Below are 18,289 nucleotides of genomic sequence, written 5' to 3'. Positions count from 1 at the left end.
GAACGCATTCCTCAGATGTGATTTGAAACCCCGTTTACACAAAAATTCGGACAGGCCCCTTGCATGAGGCTGCCTGTTGGCCTGCCGCGCTCAGCCGTGGCGGCTGAGAATCGGCCCGGCCATGCGCTGCAGGATGCCGGCCAGCGTGCCCAGCGCCAGTCGCTGCCGCCCCGGCAGGTGGGCGCTGAACACCGCGCTGTACTCCAGCGCCGGCACGCCGCCGCGATGCTGTTTGAAGGCGCCGGCGCCAGAGCTGTAGTGCAGGCGCAGGCCGCGCGCCTGTGCCTCGCGCAGCAGCAGCGCCATCAGCCGCCGGTACAGCCCCAGCTCCGGCGGCAGCGCGGTGTCGTAGCCCAGCAGCGGCGTGGTCAGCCAGCCGTAGCGCTGGTAGAAGCCGATGACACCGACGATGCGGCCGTCCAGGCGCAGCGCGTGCAGCTCCAGGAAGCGCTTGTCGAGGCATAGCGCGAAGAATTCGGCAGTGAAATCCGGGTTCAGCACCGAGTGTTTGTCGATGAACAGCGCGCGGAAGCAGCGCCGCAGCGCCGGCAGGTCGTCCGCGCCCAGCGTGTCCGGGCCGCACAGCTGCAGCTCGGTCTGTGCCAGCAGTTTCTGGTCGCGCTTGACGTTGGGGCTTTGCCACACCGCCGGGTCTTGCGGATCGCAGGTGTAGATCTGTCGCGCCGGCAGCAGCGTCCAGCCCTGTGCGGCCAACCTTTGCGCGAGGCCGGGATTGACCGCGTCGCTGACATTGCGCAGCAGCAGCGGGCTGTCGCAGTGGCGCGCCATCACCGATTCGGTCAGCAGCGACAGGTCGCTGTCCTGCCACTGCGGGTGCAGGTTGGTGGAGATCAGCCAGTTGTTGATCACCGCCGCCTCGTCCAGCCGCGCGGCGGTGATCAGGCCGGACAGCGGCAGGGCGGCGACCTGCGCCAGCGTGCCCAGCGAGCGGCTCTTGCGTTGTGCTTCGTCCTGCGCGTAGCGCAGCCACGCCGAGCGCGCGCTGGCGACGTAGCTGTCCTGCGCGCTGAAGGTGTGCAGGCGGGTGACGGGGATGGGCGGGTTGCCGGCGTCGCTGCAGCAGACGTCACAGGCGGCATTGCGCACCCAGTGCTGGCCGCCGTTGAGCCGGGCCTGGCTCAGCCAGCTGGCGTGGCCGTCCAGCAGCAGCGCGGGTTCGAGTCGGTTCATGTTTGCTTGATATAGAGGTGGACGCCGCCGTAGATGGCGGCGCGGTCGCGACGGTGCAGCTCGCGGTTGTGGTCGGGGTCGGTGCGCCAGGCGGCGCGCACCTGCGGCGCCAGCCGCGTTTCCAGCGGCGAGGCGCTGCCGCCGGTGCGGAACACCACGCGTGCGCCGCGGGCGGCGGTGCGGGTTACTTCGCGCCACAGCGCATTGAGCTGGGCGTCGTCCATCCAGTCCTGCGCATCGAGGAACAAATAGGCGTCCAGCGACTGCGACGGGCGGTTGACAAGGAAATCGGTCAGCGAGCAGTGGTGGCTGTGCAAGCGCGGGCTGTACTCGCGGATGGCGGCGTAGTGCTGTTGCTGCAGGTACATCGGCAGCGCGCTCTGGCGGCCGGTATCGTAGCGGCGGGCAAACGCCTGCTGCGCGTAGGGGTTGTCCGCCAGCGGAAAATCGCAGGCCAGGCGGCGCATGCGCTCGCGGAACAGCGCCGGCAGGTCGCCGTCGGCGTCGTGCAGCAGCGCGGCGAACTGCGCCGGCGGAATGCCCATGCTGTACAGCATCGCCTGGCGGCGGGCGAGGAAGCGCAGCAGCGGGTGGTCGAACAGCGGCGCCAGATGGCGATCGAACAGCGCCTGCTGCTCGTCAAGGTTGGCCGCAGTCGCCAGCCGCGACAGGTTGCCGCCCAAGAGCCGCCCCAGGCCGTGCGCGACGCCGATGAAGCGCCCGAGCAGGCCGTGGCGGTAGGCGTGGCGCGCGAACAGGCTGTAGCGCGGCCGGCCGCGCCAGTCGTTCTGTTCCCAGTACTGGCGCGCGGTGGGCGGCAGCTGCGGTGCCAGATGCTGGCGATAGCGCTGCAGGTTGGCCGCATCGTCTGCGCCGCCGAGAAAGGTCAGTAGCGACGGGTAGTCCGGCAGGCTCTGGAACGCGGCGCGCTTGAGCGCCAGCATCGCCAGATGGCTGGCGTTGAGGTCCACCGCGTGCACCTCCTGTGGCGCGCAGGCGAGGTAGGCCAGCGCATTGCAGCCGCCGGAGGAGATGGTCAGCACCCGTGCGCCCGGCTGCAGCTGCAGCGCGTCGATATCCACCAGCGGGTCTTCCCAGATCTGCGCGTAGACCAGCTGGCTGAACCAGCGCGCGAACAGCCGGTCGCCGAGCGCGCGCGTGCCGGTGCTGCGGCTGTTGTGGACCGCCTTGTTGACCAGGGTGTGGGTATGCATATCGCCTCCGGGGTTGTGCATCCCGGCATTGTGGTGGTGGCGGGTGGCAGCAGTGTGACGGGCTGATGTCAGTATTGTGACGTGGCCGGTGGGTATTGGAGAGGGGGGGCATTTTTGTCATTGCATTTGGTATTAATATTGCGAATGACTATGTTTTTCTTGATGGAAGTCAAGTTTCAATGCTTGTGTGTGGATAAGTCTTGTTGCTTCGATAAGAAGAATTAATAGCATTTAATTTATTTATATTCTGTCAGCAAGGATTGCGCTTTGTCACATCATGTTACCCCGCTGCACCTGCTGCCCAAGGGCGCCCGTGCCACCATTACCGGTATCGCTAGTCACAGCCATTTTGGCGAGCTGGATGCGCAGGTGACGCTGCGCCTGAAAGAGCTGGGCTTTCTGCCCGGCGCCATGCTGCAGGTGATCGGCTTCGGCCTGTTCGGCGCCGATCCGGTGGCCGTGCGTATCAACGGCACCAAGTTCGGCCTGCGCCGCAGCGAAGCCGCCAAGATCCTTACCACTACCCACCAAGCCTGATTCCGCCATATCCCTATCCTTATTGCGTTTTGCCCTGGTGGGTAACCCCAACTGCGGCAAGACCGCGCTGTTCAACAGCCTGACCGGCGCCCGTGCCAAGGTGGCCAACTACGCCGGCGTCACCGTCGAAAAACGTTTGGGTAGTCTGGCTGGCCTCGGCCGCCCGGCCGAGCTGATCGACCTACCCGGCACCTACAGCCTGTATGTGGCATCGCCGGATGAGCAGGTGGCGCGCCGCGTCATCCTCGGTGAAATGGCCGGCGAGGCCGCCCCGGACGTGCTGGTGGCGGTGGTGGATGCCACCAATATCAAGCTGGGCTTGCGTCTGGTACTGGAACTGCAGGCGCTGGGCCTGCCGATGATTCTGGCACTGAACCTGGCCGACGCGGCACGCAGCTGCGGCATCACTATTGATACCGCCGCACTGTCACAGCAGCTGGGCATGCCAGTAGTGGAAACGGTGGCCGTGCGCAAAAACGGCGTGGCCGACCTGCAAGCCGCGCTGGCCGAGTGCGCCGCCAACGCCGGCCGCCGCAGCGGCCAGCTGACGCTGCCGGAGCGCGCCGAGGCGGTAGAAGATGTGTACGCCCGCATCGACAAGCTGCTGGCCAGCTGCGTGTCGGCGCCGTCGCACGCGCCAGTGTGGCAAGACAAACTCGACGCACTGGTGATGCACCCGGTGCTGGGCCTGGTGTTGCTGGCCACCATCCTGCTGCTGATGTTCCAGGCGGTATTTGCCTGGGCAGCGCCGGTGATGGATGCCATCGAGGGCAGCATGGGCTGGCTGGGCGAAAGCGCCGGCGCACTGCTGCCGGCTGGCATCCTGCACGACTTTGTGGTGGATGGCCTGATTGCTGGCGTGGGTGGCGTGCTGGTGTTCCTGCCGCAGATCATCATCCTGTTTGCCTTTATTCTGGCGCTGGAAGACTCCGGCTACCTGCCGCGCGCCGCCTTCCTGCTGGACCGGCTGATGCGTGGTGTGGGCCTGTCCGGCCGCTCGTTCATCCCCATGTTGTCCAGTTTTGCCTGCGCGGTGCCGGGCATCATGTCTACCCGCAGCATTGCCGACCCGAAGGAGCGCCTGGTCACAATCCTGACCGCGCCGCTGATGACCTGCTCGGCGCGGCTGCCGGTGTACGCAGTGGTGATCGGGGCCTTTGTGCCGCAGCAAAGCGTGTGGGGCGTGTTCAACCTGCAGGGCCTGACATTATTTGCCTTGTACATCGCCGGCATCGTCAGCGCTGCGCTGGTGGCGTGGCTGATGCACCGCCGCGAGGCGGCCAGCCAGGGCTTTCCGCTGTTGCTGGAGCTGCCCAATTACCGCTGGCCCAACGCCTACCACTTTTTGCTGGGGCTGAAGGAGCGGGCGTGGATCTTCCTGCGCCGCGTGGGCACCATCATCCTGGCGCTGTCCATCGTGCTGTGGTTTCTGGCCACCTTTCCGCACGCGCCGGCTAACGCCACCTTGCCGGCCATCGAGTACAGCTTTGCCGGCATGCTGGGCAAGGCCATGCAGCCGCTGTTCGACCCGCTGGGCTTCAACTGGCAGATGTGCATTGCGCTGATTCCGGCCATGGCTGCACGCGAGGTGGCGGTCAGCGCGCTGGCTACCGTCTACGCGGTGGGCGGCGAGGATGCGCTCGGCGGTGCGCTGGCGCACGACTGGGGCTTGCCGGTGGCGCTCGCCTATCTGGCATGGTTTGTATACGCACCGCAGTGCCTGGCCACCATTGCCGTGGTGCGGCGCGAGACCAACTCGCTGCGCGCTACCATCGTTTTCACCGGCTACCTGTTTGCGCTGGCCTATCTGGGCGCGCTGCTGGTACGCCAGATCGGGGCCCTGTGGGCCTGATGGAGGAGTAGACGATGAGCGAAGGCATCCAGATGGCCATCGTGGGCCTAGTCGTGGTCGCTGCCGCGCTGTACCTGCTGCGCAAGTACCTGCCGCGTCGCCGCATCGCTGGCGGCAAGATCACGCAGGACGGCGTGTGCGGCAGCTGCAAGCGCTGCAATAGCGGGAGCTGCCACTAGCTGACAGACGGCACAAGCCGGCCAGGAGCGCCCGATGCACTGCATCGGGCGTTTGCCTGTCGGCGAGCGCCGAAGCGCAGCAGGTCGTGGGCAGCTGCTTACGGCAAGCGCGCCCACGGTGGGGAGGCAAAGCGTTGCACCAGAAAATCCAGCAGCGCGCGCACCGCCGGCGACAGGTGGCGGCGCGACGGGTACAGCGCGTAGATGGTCATCGCCGGCGGCTGCCAGTCCGGCAGCACCGCCAGCAGCTCGCCGCGCTGCAGCCAGGGGTTGGCGAGATAGCTTGGCTGCAGGCTGATGCCGCCGTCGGCCAGCGCCGCGTGCAGCAGCACGGTGGCGTCGTTGGCAGTGAAGCGGGTGGGTACGTTGACGGTTTCGCTCTGCCCGCCGCGCTGCAGGCGCCAGCTGCTGCGGCCAACATTGCTGTGCCCCAGGCAGCGGTGGCCGGCCAGCTCCGCCGGCGTCTGCGGCGTACCAGCGCTGGCCAGATAGGCAGGGCTGGCCACCAGTACCGAATCGCACACCGTCAGCGGCCGCGCGATCAGTGCCGGGTCCGGCTCGCTGCTGATGCGGATTGCCAGATCGATACGCGCTTCCACCAGGTTCAAAGTGGCATCGCCGACGTTCAGGTCGATCTTCAACTGCGGATGCTGCGCCAGAAAATCGGCCAGTACTGCCGCCAGATGCGCGTGGCCGAAGGACATGCTGCTGGTCAGCCGCAGCTGGCCGCGCAGGCCGCCGTCCGCCGGCGCCACCTCGTCTTCCACCTCCGCCACCAGCGCCAGCAGCTGCAGGCAGCGGCGCAGCGCCTGCTCGCCGGCGTCGGTCAGCGTCACGCGCCGGGTGGTGCGCTGCAGCAGCCGCGCGCCCAGCCATTGCTCCATCTCCGCCACGTAGCGGGTGACCATCGCGCGCGACATCTCCAGCCGCTCGGCGCTGGCGCTGAAGCTGCCGCTGGCGGCCACGTCGGCGAATACCCGCATCGCGGTGACTCTGTCCATGTTATTTGCTCGATTTGTGCAACAAATATGCGCAGTTTATCGCGTTTATCTGCGCGGATAGAGAAACTATAGTGACGTCCATCAACCACGCGGCACTGGCCGCCATGAAAGGACACACCATGCTTCGCCAAACCATCATCGCCGCCTCGATTGCCGTTGCCAGCACCGCCACCCACGCCGCCCAGCCGCTGCAGCTGAAGGTCTACAACGCCGGCGAGGGCAGCTTTCACGCCAATGCCGTGGTGGTGAGCGGCGAGCACGAGGCGATGGTGATCGACAGCGGCTTTACCCGCGCCGACGGCTACCGCATTGCGGCCAACGTGCTGGACAGCGGCAAGACGCTGAAGACCATCCTGATCAGCAACGCCGACCCGGATTACTACTTCGGTGCCGCGGTGCTGAAGCAGCTGTTCCCGCAGGCCGAGGTGGTCGCCACCCCGGCGGTGGCCAGCAAGATCCAGGCCAAGCTGGCCGGCAAGCTGGCGTTCTGGGGGCCGAAGATGGGCGCCAACTCGCCGCAGCAGCCCATCGTGCCCACTGCCTTGAAAACAGACAGCCTGAGCGTGGACGGCGAGAAGATCGAGCTGCGCGGCACCGGCGGCGTGCTGGCGCATCGCCCCTATGTGTGGATTCCGTCGCTGCGCGCCATCGCCGGCAACGTCGCCGTGTTCAGCGGCCTGCACGTGTGGACCGCCGACACCCAGCCGCCGGCCGAGCGCCAGGCGTGGCTCGCGCAGCTGGACGAGATGGCGGCGCTCAAGCCCGCCGTCGTGGTGCCCGGCCACATGGCGGCCGGCAGCAAGCTGGATAGCACGGCCATCGCCTACACCCGCACCTACCTGCAGCGTTTTGACAGCGAGGCAGGCAAGGCGGGCAATGCCGCCGAACTGATTGCCGCCATGCAGCGCGCCTGCCCGCAGGCCGGCATGGGGCTGGCGCTGGATATCGGCGCCAAGGTGAACAAGGGGGAAATGAAATGGTAAAAGCTACCCTGCATTACTACTACGACCCGCTGTGCGGCTGGTGCTACGGCGCGGCGCCGCTGCTGGCCGCCGCGGCCAACCTTGCCGGGCTGGCAATCGAATTGCACGGCGGGGCGATGATGAGCGGCCCCAATCGCCAGCCGGTCACGCCACAGTTGCGCCAGTACGTGATGGGGCATGATGCGCGCATCCGGCAGCTCACCGGCCAGCCGTTTGGCGATGGCTACTTCAACGACCTGCTGCTGGATAGCGGTGCGGTATTCGACAGCACGCCGCCGACGCTGGCCATCCTGGCGGCCGAGGCGCTGGGTATCGACGGGCTGAGCATGCTGCATCGTCTGCAGCAGGCGCACTATGTGGACGGGCAGCGCATCGCCGAGCCAGCGGTGCTGCAGCAACTGGCCATCGAGCTGGGGCTGGACGGCGCCGCCTTTGCCGCCGAATACCAGCGCCAGCAGGGCGAATTTGCCGCCCACGTTGGCCGCAGCCACCGCGACATGGCCGCGCACGGCCTGCGTGGCTTCCCCTCGCTGCTGCTGGAACTGAACGGCCAGCTGCAGCGGCTGGAGCTGTCGCCGTATCTGGGCAAGCCGGACGCGTTTGCCGCTTATCTGCAAGGTTTGCTGGGTGGTGCGGCCAACCTTGGCGCGGACGACGCGCCGCTGTGCACGCCGGATGGCTGCCAGTGAATGTCACGGTCTGACGGTACCGCCGGATGCTTTCCGCACTACCCATTGCCGGGCCGATGCCGTAATGCCGGCGGCTGAACAAGAGCCGTTGGCACAAGCTGCCGCCCCGGCCCTGGGGGCGACAACCCGCACACGGATATGCAACAGCCGCGATATCATCCGGCGGGGAGGTCGCGGCGGTTGCGGCCAACGTTGGCCGCAGGTGCCCCGAAGGGCAGGCTGGATAAGCCATCAACTGCGGCGTTGTCGGGTTTGCGCTTGGAATAACCAGGCGCAAACCCTCCGCCTTGCATTTGAAGGCTTCTCCAGCCTGTGCTGCGACAAAACAAGTGTTAACAGGCGCTAGCGTGCCAGGCCGGATAGCAGGCCAAGGCCGTTGCGGTTGCCGGTTGTCACGTAGCCCACCAGCTTGCCGTCATGATGTGCCAGTGCGGTCAGGCCATCCTCGCCTTCGCTGATCTGCCACTCCAGTGCATGGCCCTGGGTAACCCCGGCCAGCTGTATCGGGTAACGCGGTGTTTTGACAGCCACCGGCAGCGGGCTGAAACGGACCGGTTCCGGCTTGCCGCCCAGCGTACTGGCCAGTGCCCGCGCTGATAGTGTGATGGGCTGCAAGAAGGGCAGGATCTGGCCGTCGATCTCGGCGCAATCTCCCAGTGCATAGACATGGGCTTGCGAGGTACGCAGGTGGTCGTCGACAACGATGCCACGTTGCGTTTCCAGCCCGGCGGCCAGCTCCAGTCGCGGCTTCAGGCCGGCGGCGCAGATGATGCTGTCCACTGTCAGCGTATCGCCGTCGATCAGCGTGACATGGTAGCCGTTTGCCGTTTTATCGATCCGTTCGACCTTGGTCCCGAAGCGTAGCGAGACACGGCCCATGGCCTCATGCAGGCGCTGGCTGACGATGTCGGGCACCAGCCGCTCCAGCAAGCGGTTACCGATGTCTACCAGCGTCACCTGCTTGTGCGGTGAGAGGTCATGTGCGATTTCGGTGCCGATCAGGCCGCCTCCGATGACCAGTACCCGCTCGCTCCGGTTGAGGCGGTCAAGATAACGCCGGTATTGCGCCAGATTGTTCAGGGTCAGGATGTCTTGTGCGCCATCTCCGCTGACGGGCGGCACAAAGGGGTCGGCACCTACCGCCAGTACCAGGTCGCTATACGGAATCTGCATTTCTCCGGCCGAGACCTTCCGGGCGGTGAAGTCGATCGCCGTGACCCGGGTGTGCGGTCGTACCATGATTTTCAACTCGGCGGCCATGCCGGTGGCGCTGTTCTGGGTCAGCTGCTCGGCACTGTGCTGATGGCCAAAGCCGTGGCTCAGCTGCGGCTTGGGGTAGTGCTCGCCGCCGTCCTCGGTGAGAACGACAACGGGTGTGCTGGTATCGTGCTGGCGGAATGCCCGGGCCAGGGTGTAGCCGGCATGGCCGCTGCCGATGATGACAAGGGGTTTTTTCATCGTGTTTCTCCGGGAGAGACCATTCATGCCGGGACAAAGTCGCCCTTGCCCATGAAGCATACCGGGCAAAGGAAGGTTTCGGGGACGTCCTGCCAGGTGGTACCGGCGGCAACGCCTTGGGCGGCATCGCCCTGTTCCGGGTCGTAAATCCACGAGCAAGTCTGGCAACGCATCTTGCCGCTGCACGAACAGGCGGCGGTATCGGCCTTGTCCTGTCCGGTGCTGCCCAGCTGTTCGATGAAGGCTTCCCCAAAGCGCACGCCATCGGCCAGTGCATTGTCTGTCGGGCGCCATTCGGCGGTGATGCCGGGGCCAAGCACGCGGAAGCCGGCATCGCCAAGACGCTTGGTAATGCGGTCAACCGCGCCGCCGCTCCAGCCGTGGGTGCCGAACGCGGCGGCGGCCTTGTTCTTGAAGCGCAGGCCGGTCATTTCCTCCAGTAAGGCGGCAACATGCGGCAGCATCACGTTGTTGACGGTCGGGCTGCCGACCAGGATGGCCCTGGACTTGAACACGTGGGTCAGGACGTCGTTCTTGTCGCTGTTGGACAGGTTGAACAGCTTGATCACGACATCCTTGTCGGCCTTGCGGATACCCTCGGCAATCGCCTCGGCCATCATGCGGGTGCCGTTCCACATGGTGTCGTAGACCAGGGTGATCTGGTTTTCCTGATAATTGTCGGCCCATTTCAGGTACTGCTCGACAATCTGCGTCGGCTTGTCGCGCCAGATAATGCCGTGGCTGGTGGCGATCATGTCGATCGGCAGGTTCAGTGCCAGCACTTCGTGGATCTTCTGGGTCACCAGCGAGCTGAACGGGGTCAGGATGTTGGCGTAATACTTGATGCACTCTTCATGCAGCTCGACCGGGTCGCACAGGTCGTTGAACATCTGCGCGCTGGCATAGTGCTGGCCGAATGCATCGTTGCTGAACAGCACGGCGTCGCCGGTCATATAGGTGGCCATGCTGTCCGGCCAGTGCAGCATCGGCATCTCGACAAACACCAGCTGCTTGCCGTTGCCGAGATCGAGGCTGTCGCCGGTCTTGACGATCTTGAAATTCCAGTCCTGGTGATAGTGGCCACGCAGCGATTTGGCGCCGTTGGCGGTGCAATAGATCGGGGTGTCGGGGATGCGCGCCATCAGCGCCGGCAGGGCGCCGCTGTGGTCGATCTCGCCGTGGTTGGCGATGATGTAGTCGATGCTGCCGAGGTCGACTTCTTTGGCCAGATTAGCGACGAATTCTTCGGCATAGGGCGCCCACACGGTATCGATCAGCGCGATCTTTTCTTCCTTGACCAGGTAACTGTTGTAGCTGGAGCCGCGGTGAGTGCTGTATTCGCTGCCGTGAAATTCACGCAGCTCCCAGTCCTGTTTGCCGACCCAACGGATATTGTTTTTAACGGTGAATGCCATGCCAGTGCTCCTTGCGGTTAAAGGTTCATATGTAATGAATCTTACATCGTATAACATTCATTGGAAATGAATGTTATGGGGCAAAGTGCATTTACTTGAGATGCATCAAGATAGTGCATTTCTGGCCGGTTTTACCCCTGCTGCCGGGGGCAGGCCGTGGGTGGCGGTACAGCCGGGGGCTGGCTGACAGGGTAGAATGACACTCTGATTCAAGGTGCATAACGCACCGGATTGAACAACACAATGGAACGGTACCGATCGTGCGACTGACTGCCTTTACCGATTACTGCCTGCGGGTAATGATGTACAGCGCGCTAGCGGGTGAGCGCCTGGTGACCATCAATGAAATTGCCCAGGCTTACGATATCTCTGCCAGCCACCTGACCAAGGTGGTGCATTTCCTGGGGCAACACGACTATCTCACGACAGTGCGTGGCAAGGGCGGCGGCATGCGGCTGACGCATGCACCACAGCAGATCAACCTCGGCCAGCTGGTGCGGGCGGCGGAGGCTGACAACGTGCTGGTCGAGTGTTTCGATTCGTCGCACTCGCACTGCCGCATCGCCGCGTGCTGTCGCCTGTACCGCGTGCTGCATGCCGCGCAAGAGGCCTTCTATGGCGAGCTGTCACAGCATACCCTGGCCGATCTGCTGGTCCAGCCGGCGGGCCTTGGGCGCGCACTCGGCATCGAGATCCATCCCGTCTCCGGCTGAGTGATACGCGCTGCGGCCAACCTTGCGTGGCCGCTTTCTGCTATGGCAGCAGCGGCGGCAGCCGGCGCAGCACCGGGCTGGCCTTGACGATGCTGGTGACGGTGGTCGCCAGCTCGGCGAAGCCGTCCAGGATATCGTCCAGCTGGCCGATGTCGCGCAGCAGCAGGTGCGCGATGTAGCAGTCTTCGCCGGTGACCTTGTCACACTCGGTGAACTGCGGCGTGGCATTGATGCGCGCCTCCAGCGCCTTGAGCTGGCCCGGCAGCGGGCGCAGCCGCACGATGGCCTGCAGGGTGTAGCCCCACTGCGGCCAGTCCAGCTCCGGCGTGTAGCCGCGAATGGCGCCGTGTTCCTCCTGCCGCTTCAGCCGCTCCGACACGCTGGGGCCGGACATCTTCAGCTGCCGCGCCAGCTCGGCAATGCTCTGCCGCGCGTCCTGTCGCAGCAGCCCCACCAGCTGTACGTCGATCCAGTCTTTCAAGGAGAGCTTGATCATGACACAACAGAATTTACGTACTGGCGTGCTGCAGATGCTGGCCGCCATGGCGCTGTCCGGCACCATCGGCTGGTTCGTGCTGCAATCCGGCCAATCGGTATGGAACGTGGTCTTCGTGCGCTGCGTGCTGGGCGCGCTGGGGCTGGGCCTGTACGCCTGGTGGCGCGGACTGTGGCAGACGTAGCCGTTTACCCGTGCCAGCCTGCTGTGGTGCATCGCCGGCGGCGTGGCGCTGGTGGGCAACTGGCTGCTGCTGGGCGAGGCGCTGACCACGCGCAAGTTGGCCGCGGTGGCGGTGGCGTTTGCCGGCATGCTGCTGATCGTGCAGCCGGGACAGGGCGCCGGCGACGGGCTGCTGGGCATCCTGCTGGCGCTGGGCGCCGCCATGCTGTACGCGGTGGTGACGCTGATCAGCAAGCAGCTGCCGAAGACGCTGGCGCCCAGCCATATCGCCAGCGTGCAGACGCTGACCGGCGTGCTGCTGCTGTGGCCGTTGCTGGATAACGCCAGCCTGTGGGTGGCCGGCAGCCACTGGGGCTATCTCGCCACGCTGGGGCTGGTGCACACCACGCTGATGTACCTCATCATGTACGCCGCCTTCCGCCAGTTGCCCACGCACTGGATCGGCCTGCTCGGCTTCAGCTACCCGGTGGTGGCGCTGCTGGTGGATTACCTGGCCTACGGCCGGCTGCTGGATGGCTGGCAGCTGCTGGGCGTGTTGCTGATTGTTGCGGCCAACGTGTGGGGGCTGCAGCGGGTGCCGGTAGCGGCCGCCCCGCAAGCGGCAAAGGCCGGCGCCTGAGTGCGGATAGGTAACGCCGTGCTGCCGGCACGGCGGGCTTGCTACAATCGGCCACATTGCCAACGCCCCCGTATCCTCATGCGCATCCTCCACACCTCGGACTGGCACCTCGGCCAGCACTTCATGGGCAAGACCCGCCAGGCAGAACACCAGGCCTTCATCGACTGGCTGCTGCGGCAAGTGCGCGAGCACGCCGTCGACGCCGTCATCGTTGCCGGCGACCTGTTCGATACCGGCGCGCCGCCCAGCTACGCGCGCGAGCTGTACAACCGGCTGGTGGTGGACCTGCACGGCAGCGGCACCGCGCTCGTGCTGCTGGGGGGCAACCACGACTCGGTGGCCACGCTGGGCGAGAGCCGGCCGCTGCTGTCCTGCCTGGGTACCAGCGTCATCCCGGCGGTGGAGGCCGATCTCGAACAGCAGGTGCTGGTGTTAAAGCAACGCGACGGCACGCCCGGCGCCATCGTCTGCGCGATCCCCTTCATCCGCCCGCGCGACGTGATGCAAAGCCAGGCCGGGCAGAGCGCCGAGGAAAAGCAGCTGACGCTGCAGGAGGCCATCCACCGGCACTACCAGGCGCTGTACCGGCTGGCCTGCGCCCGGCGCGACGCGCTGCACCTGCCGCTGCCCATCATCGCCACCGGTCACCTCACCACCGTCGGCGCCAGCGCCAGCGAGTCGGTGCGCGAGATCTACGTCGGTGCGCTGGAGGCGTTTCCGACCAGCGCCTTTCCGCCGGCCGACTACATCGCGCTGGGCCATATCCATCGCCCGCAGCAGGTGGGTGGGCTGGAACACATCCGCTACAGCGGCTCGCCGATCCCGCTGAGCTTCGACGAGGCCGGCCAGCAAAAGCAGGTGCTGCTGGTGGACGTCGACGCCATCGGCCTGCTGGGGGTGACGCCGCTGCCGGTGCCGCGCTTCCAGCAGCTGGTGTCGGTGAAGGGGGATCTCTCAACGTTGGCCGCAGCCATTAGCGAGGCCGCCGCGCTGGGCACGGCCGAGCAGCCGGTGTGGCTGGAGGTGCTGGTGCAGGGCGACGACTACCTGTCCGACCTGCAGGCGCGTATCCAGAGCATCACCGCCGAGCTGCCGGTGGAGGTGCTGCGCATCCGCCGCGAGCGCGGCAATGCCGCCGCCACGCTGCAGGCCGAGGCGCGCGAGACGCTGGACGAGCTGACGCCGTTCGAGGTGTTCGACAAGCGGCTGCAGCAGGAAACGCTGGACGAAACGTTGGCCGCACAGCTGCAGGCGCGCTACCGCGACATTGTCGCCAGCCTGCAGGAGGGCGCGCTATGAAGATACTGACCCTGCGCCTGAAGAACCTCAACTCGCTGCAAGGCGAGTGGAAGATCGACTTCACCGCGCCGCCGTTCAAAGACAACGGCCTGTTCGCCATCACCGGCCCCACCGGCGCCGGCAAATCCACGCTGCTGGACGCCATTTGCCTGGCGCTGTACCACGAAACGCCGCGGCTGAAGACCATCTCCGCCAGCAGCAACGAGATCATGAGCCGCCACACCGCCGATTGCCTGGCCGAGGTGGAGTTCGAGGTGAAAGGCCAACTGTACCGCGCGTTCTGGAGCCAGCGCCGCGCGCGCGACAAGGCCGACGGCCAGCTGCAGGCGCCCAAGGTGGAGCTGGCCGATGCGACCGGCACCATCCTCACTACCCACATCAACGACAAGCTCAAGCGCATCGAGGCGATCACCGGGCTGGATTTCGCGCGCTTTACCAAGTCGATGCTGCTGGCGCAGGGCGGTTTTGCCGCCTTCCTCAATGCCAGCGCCAACGAGCGCGCCGAGCTGCTGGAAGAACTCACCGGCAGCGACATCTACGGCCAGATTTCGCAGCGCGTGTTTGAGCGCGCGCGCGACGCCAGGCAGGCGCTGGAGCAGCTGCAGGCCCGCGCCGACGGCGTGGAGCTGCTGCCGGACGCGCAGCGGCAGACGATGCAAGAGCAGGTGGCGGCGCTGACGGCGCAGTTGGCCGCCTTGCAGCAGCAACAGCAGCAGACGCAGGCGCTGCGGCAGTGGCGGCATGAGCTGACGCAGGCCGAACTGGCCGAGCAGCAGGCGCAGCTTGCCGAACAGATGGCGCAACAGGCCATCGAGCAGGCACGGCCACGCCTGCAGCGCCTGCAGCACAGCGAACCTGCGGCGGCGCTGCAGCCGCTGCATCAGGCGTGGCAGGACGCCGCCGCGCGCCAGCAGCAAATCCGGCTGGCCGGCGACAGCTTGCAGGCGCAGCTCGCCGACAGCCGGCAGCAGTCGATCGCCGCCCACTGGCAGGCCACGGCCATCGCCGCCGCGCTGGCCGATACGGCCCGGCAGCAGTGCCAGACGCTTCAGCACGAACTGCAGGCGCGGCAGGCGTGGCTGTCGCAGCACGCCCATTTTTCGGTGCTGGGCGAACGCCTCAGCGGCTGGCACAGCGAGCACAAACAACTGCAACAGGCGCAGCAGACCGTGCTGCAACTGCAAAACCAGCTGCAGGCGCAGCAGGGCGAGGTGGCGGCGAGCGAGCGCCGCCTGGGCGAGCTGGAGCAGGCGCTGCAACACGCCGGCGCCGAGCACCAGCAAAGTCGGCAGGCGACACTGGCCGCCGAGCACGCCGTTGCCGCGCTGCTGCAGGGACGGACGCTGGCCAGCCTGCGCGAAGACTGGCAGCGCAGCCAGCAACAGCTGCAGTCGTGGCGGCAGCTGAACCAGCTGGCGGGCCAGCTGCGCCAGCACGCCGCGCAAGGCGCGCAGCTGGAGAACACGCTGGCCGACACCCGCCGACAGCTGGCGGCGCAGCAACTGCGGCGCGACAGCCTGCGGCAGGACTACCGCGTGCTGAAGGAGCAGGTGGACGACAAGCGCCGGCTGTTGCTGCTGGAACAGCGTATCCAGAGTCTGGAAGCGCACCGTGCCGCGCTGCAGCTGGGCGAGGCCTGCCCCCTGTGCGGCTCGCTGGAGCATCCGGGCATTCACGCCTATCAGGCGCTGGCCGAGTCCGACACCGCGCTCGCGCTGCAGGAAAAGGAAGCCGCGCTGCAGCTGCTGGAGGAGCAGGGCCGCGCCGCTGGCGGCGAACTGGTCAAGCTGGAAGAACGCCTTGTCCAGCTGCAGGGCGCACTGGACACGCTGGCCGACAACCAGCAGCAGGCGCAAGCCGCCTGGCAGGCACAGGCCGCGCCGCTGGGGCTGGATGACAGCGGCTGGGCGCAGCAGGAGCAATTGCAGCAAGGGCTGCTCGGCGCCGAGCAGCACGACGCCGCGCTCAATCGCACGCTGCAGCAGGCGGAGCTGGCACAGCAAAACCTGGCCACCGCCCGCCAGCAAGAGGCACAGCAGGCCGCGCAACTGCAGCAAGCCGGCCAGCAGCACCAGCTGCTGCTGCAGCAAAAAGCGCATGCGGAACAAGGCGTGGCCGATCTGCAGCGCCAGCTGGATGCCGCCACGCAAGACATCGAACAGGCCGGGCAAACGTTGGCCGCAGCCATCACCGCCGCCGGTTTTAGCGCAGACGGCGACATGGCGGCGTGGCTGGCCGCGCGCCAGCTCGACTGGCAACGCTGGCAGGACACCCAGCACGCGCAACAGCAGCAACAGGGCGCGCTGCTGCAACAGCAGGCGCGCAGCGAACAGGCGGCCACACTGGCGCAAGGCTGGCAAACGCGCTGGGACAGTCTGGCCGCCACCGCGCCGGTGGACAGCGCAACACCGGTCGCTGACGAGGCGGTGCTGGCGCACTACGCGGCGCAGGTGGAGCAACTGGCGGCGCAGATCGCCGGCCTGCAGGGCCAGCAGGCGCAGCTAACGACCGAGCTGCAGGCGCAACAGCAACAGCACGAGCGCGCCGAACAGGCATGGTTGGCCGCACTGGTCGCCAGCCCGTTTGCCGATCCGGCGGCCTTCCTGCAGGCGCTGTTGCCGGCAGACGAACGCCGGCAGCTACAGGCGCAGCAGCAACAGCTGGAGCAGGCGCTGCAACGCAGCCAGGCGGTGCGACAAATCGCAGAGGCAGCACGGAAAACCATGCAGCAACAAGCGCTTAGCCCGCTGTCGCTGGCCGAGCTGGACGCCGCGCTGACGACGCTGGATGCGCAACGCCAGGCGCTGTCCGGCCAGCAGGGCGCGTTGCAGGCGTTGCTGCACGACGACGCGCAGCGCCGCGACAGCCAGCAGGCGCTGCTGCGCCAGATCGAGCAGCAGGGCGCCGATGCCGACATCTGGCAGCGGCTCAACAGCCTGATCGGCTCGAAAGAGGGCGACAAGTACCGCAAGTTCGCGCAGGGGCTGACGCTGGACCATCTGATGCACCTCGCCAACCGCCATCTGGCGCGGCTGCACGGCCGCTACCTGCTGCAGCGCAAGGCCGGCGGCGAGCTGGAGCTGGCGATCGTCGACACCTGGCAGGCCGACGCCAGCCGCGATACCCGCACCCTGTCCGGTGGCGAGAGTTTTCTGGTCAGTCTGGCGCTGGCACTGGCGCTGTCCGATCTGGTGAGTCACAAGACCTCCATCGACTCGCTGTTCCTGGACGAAGGCTTCGGTACGCTGGACGGCGACACGCTGGAAGTGGCGCTGGATGCGCTGGACGCGATCAACTCGACCGGCAAATCCATCGGCGTCATCAGTCACGTCGCCGGCATGCAGCAGCGCATTGCGGTGCAGATCGCCATCCGCAAGGCCAGCGGGCTGGGCGCGTCGCGTATCGAGATTTGCGGCTGAGCGGTCGTGAACCGTCGCGGCTGAGTGGCCGCGCATGAAAAACCGCCTGCCGGTAAGGGCGGGCGGTTTTTTGTCGTCTGCGTCCGCCGCGAGAGCGGCTTAGTTAGCCGGCATCTTGCCGGGTGCGAGCAGCGGGCGGTACCACCACGGCGAATCGGCCGGCAGCAGCCTGACCGCATCGAGCATCGGGTTGGGCAGTTCGATGACGCGCCGTTGCGACAGCCTGGCACGGCGCAGCAGTGGGTCGAAGTGGGCATGGAACAGGCGGTTGAAACTGCCGTCGGCCTGGGCGCGCAGCAGGCCCTGCCAGATGTGTTCGGCCAGATAGGGCTTGCGCGGCGTGACGAAAAAGTACTCGGCGGCCGGGTAGTGCAGCACGACGAAGCGCTCGACGGTCAGGCCCAGCCTGGGGCGGGCGTCCACCTCGGCCCAGGCCTCGGCCACCCCGCGCGGGAAGTAGTCGAAACGTTTGACCGCCAGCATCCTGAACAGCGAGTCGTACTGGCTGGCCGTCATCACTGGCAGGCCGCTTTCCCGCAGGATGCGGGTGTCCGGCCAGTCGTGCTCCTGGCCGGCGGTGAAGTAGCGCAAGTCCTGCACCGAGCGCACATCGGCAAACTGCTCCGCCTTGTCCTGACGCACGATGGCGATCCGCCAGCCGAGCAGGCCCTTGTCTACGGGAAAGCGCACCGGCAGCAGCAAGGCTTCGCGTTCGCGGGTGGTCATGCTCCACAACACATCGATGTCGCCGTCAGAGCCCATGGCGCGCGCAATCGAGCGCCCTTGCAGCATCTCCGGCAACACGGGCGCCAGCTCGTAGTCCTGGCCGCTTTTATCCAGCGCCAGTTGCAGCGCGGCACGGAAGAAGTGCTTGTTCGGATCCGGATAGTCGGGAAAGCGCACGATTTCCGTCGCCGGTGCGGTGGCTGCCCAGCAAACGGCCAGTATCGATAGCAGCCGGTGAACAAGCTTGCGCATGGTGAGGCATTCCGGTCAGAGTCTGCTTCATCATATGGCGGCAGTAGTCACATTGCCAGGCGG

The 18,289-nt window shown here is 66.4% G+C and carries 17 protein-coding genes; 10 read left to right on the top strand and 7 right to left on the bottom strand.

The features are described 5' to 3' along the window. Positions 1–90: 90 nt before the first annotated feature. Both IE083_RS09220 and IE083_RS09215 read right to left on the bottom strand, forming a co-directional pair. Positions 91–1,191, bottom strand: a complete 1,101-nt coding sequence (locus tag IE083_RS09220; protein WP_189353305.1) for a GNAT family N-acetyltransferase — start codon at positions 1,189–1,191, stop codon at positions 91–93. Next, positions 1,188–2,405 carry a BtaA family protein gene (locus tag IE083_RS09215; RefSeq protein ID WP_189353304.1) on the bottom strand — a complete coding sequence of 406 codons (1,218 nt, stop codon included), beginning with the start codon at positions 2,403–2,405 and terminating at the stop codon, positions 1,188–1,190. Before IE083_RS09215 ends, IE083_RS09220 begins: the two co-directional genes overlap by 4 nt. A 267-nt stretch (positions 2,406–2,672) precedes the next feature. On the opposite strand from IE083_RS09215, the gene IE083_RS09210 reads away from it, so the two are divergent. The 3 genes from IE083_RS09210 to IE083_RS09200 are packed head-to-tail and all read left to right on the top strand — an operon-like array spanning position 2,673 to position 4,973. Continuing rightward, a complete protein-coding gene (locus IE083_RS09210) occupies positions 2,673–2,942 on the top strand; it encodes a FeoA family protein (protein ID WP_229799686.1) in 270 nt (89 codons plus the stop codon). Positions 2,943–2,964: 22 nt separating this feature from the next. Next, entirely contained in the window at positions 2,965–4,794 is a 1,830-nt protein-coding gene (gene feoB, locus IE083_RS09205) for a ferrous iron transporter B (protein WP_229799685.1), read from the top strand. Positions 4,795–4,808: 14 nt separating this feature from the next. Further along, positions 4,809–4,973 carry a FeoB-associated Cys-rich membrane protein gene (locus IE083_RS09200; protein ID WP_189353303.1) on the top strand — a complete coding sequence of 55 codons (165 nt, stop codon included), beginning with the start codon at positions 4,809–4,811 and terminating at the stop codon, positions 4,971–4,973. Positions 4,974–5,071: 98 nt separating this feature from the next. Here the strand turns inward: IE083_RS09200 and IE083_RS09195 are convergent, their stop codons facing one another. Continuing rightward, positions 5,072–5,974: a LysR family transcriptional regulator gene (locus IE083_RS09195; protein WP_189353302.1), complete on the bottom strand. Its 903-nt coding sequence runs from the start codon at positions 5,972–5,974 to the stop codon at positions 5,072–5,074. 119 nt (positions 5,975–6,093) lie between these two features. Here IE083_RS09195 and IE083_RS09190 point away from each other — a divergent pair, with 119 nt between their 5' ends. Further along, the gene (locus tag IE083_RS09190) at positions 6,094–6,957 is read left to right on the top strand and encodes an MBL fold metallo-hydrolase (protein ID WP_189353301.1); all 864 of its coding nucleotides are present in this window, start codon (positions 6,094–6,096) and stop codon (positions 6,955–6,957) included. Beyond that, positions 6,951–7,646 carry a DsbA family protein gene (locus IE083_RS09185; protein WP_189353300.1) on the top strand — a complete coding sequence of 232 codons (696 nt, stop codon included), beginning with the start codon at positions 6,951–6,953 and terminating at the stop codon, positions 7,644–7,646. Before IE083_RS09190 ends, IE083_RS09185 begins: the two co-directional genes overlap by 7 nt. A gap of 342 nt (positions 7,647–7,988) precedes the next feature. Here the strand turns inward: IE083_RS09185 and IE083_RS09180 are convergent, their stop codons facing one another. Continuing rightward, the gene (locus IE083_RS09180; protein WP_189353299.1) at positions 7,989–9,104 is read right to left on the bottom strand and encodes an FAD-dependent oxidoreductase; all 1,116 of its coding nucleotides are present in this window, start codon (positions 9,102–9,104) and stop codon (positions 7,989–7,991) included. 23 nt (positions 9,105–9,127) lie between these two features. Beyond that, the gene (gene norV / locus IE083_RS09175) at positions 9,128–10,519 is read right to left on the bottom strand and encodes an anaerobic nitric oxide reductase flavorubredoxin (protein ID WP_189353298.1); all 1,392 of its coding nucleotides are present in this window, start codon (positions 10,517–10,519) and stop codon (positions 9,128–9,130) included. Between the two features lie 260 nt (positions 10,520–10,779). Here norV and IE083_RS09170 point away from each other — a divergent pair, with 260 nt between their 5' ends. Continuing rightward, positions 10,780–11,232 (top strand): RrF2 family transcriptional regulator, encoded by a 453-nt coding sequence (locus IE083_RS09170; RefSeq protein WP_189353297.1) that lies wholly within the window; start codon positions 10,780–10,782, stop codon positions 11,230–11,232. Between the two features lie 40 nt (positions 11,233–11,272). On the opposite strand, the gene IE083_RS09165 is transcribed toward IE083_RS09170, so the two are convergent. Further along, positions 11,273–11,728: an Lrp/AsnC family transcriptional regulator gene (locus tag IE083_RS09165; protein ID WP_229799684.1), complete on the bottom strand. Its 456-nt coding sequence runs from the start codon at positions 11,726–11,728 to the stop codon at positions 11,273–11,275. On the opposite strand from IE083_RS09165, the gene IE083_RS15810 reads away from it, so the two are divergent. The 4 genes from IE083_RS15810 to IE083_RS09150 all read left to right on the top strand — a co-directional run bounded on the left by IE083_RS15810 (position 11,727) and on the right by IE083_RS09150 (position 17,248). Beyond that, positions 11,727–11,912 (top strand): hypothetical protein, encoded by a 186-nt coding sequence (locus IE083_RS15810; protein WP_229799683.1) that lies wholly within the window; start codon positions 11,727–11,729, stop codon positions 11,910–11,912. The genes IE083_RS09165 and IE083_RS15810 overlap by 2 nt on opposite strands. A gap of 51 nt (positions 11,913–11,963) precedes the next feature. Next, positions 11,964–12,530: a DMT family transporter gene (locus IE083_RS09160; protein ID WP_229799682.1), complete on the top strand. Its 567-nt coding sequence runs from the start codon at positions 11,964–11,966 to the stop codon at positions 12,528–12,530. Between the two features lie 78 nt (positions 12,531–12,608). Continuing rightward, positions 12,609–13,829 carry an exonuclease subunit SbcD gene (gene sbcD, locus IE083_RS09155; protein WP_189353296.1) on the top strand — a complete coding sequence of 407 codons (1,221 nt, stop codon included), beginning with the start codon at positions 12,609–12,611 and terminating at the stop codon, positions 13,827–13,829. Next, positions 13,826–17,248, top strand: coding sequence for an AAA family ATPase (locus IE083_RS09150; RefSeq protein ID WP_189353295.1), 3,423 nt, complete (start codon positions 13,826–13,828; stop codon positions 17,246–17,248). The genes sbcD and IE083_RS09150 overlap by 4 nt, the downstream gene beginning before the upstream one ends. Positions 17,249–17,347: 99 nt before the next feature. Here the strand turns inward: IE083_RS09150 and IE083_RS09145 are convergent, their stop codons facing one another. After that, positions 17,348–18,226 carry a transporter substrate-binding domain-containing protein gene (locus IE083_RS09145; RefSeq protein WP_189353294.1) on the bottom strand — a complete coding sequence of 293 codons (879 nt, stop codon included), beginning with the start codon at positions 18,224–18,226 and terminating at the stop codon, positions 17,348–17,350. Between the last annotated feature and the right edge of the window lie 63 nt (positions 18,227–18,289).

Source organism: Vogesella fluminis (assembly GCF_014652335.1).
In the GTDB taxonomy this organism is placed as follows: domain Bacteria; phylum Pseudomonadota; class Gammaproteobacteria; order Burkholderiales; family Chromobacteriaceae; genus Vogesella; species Vogesella fluminis.
Note: the sequence above shows the minus strand (reverse complement) of the source record. Positions and strands in the feature narration are given on the sequence as shown.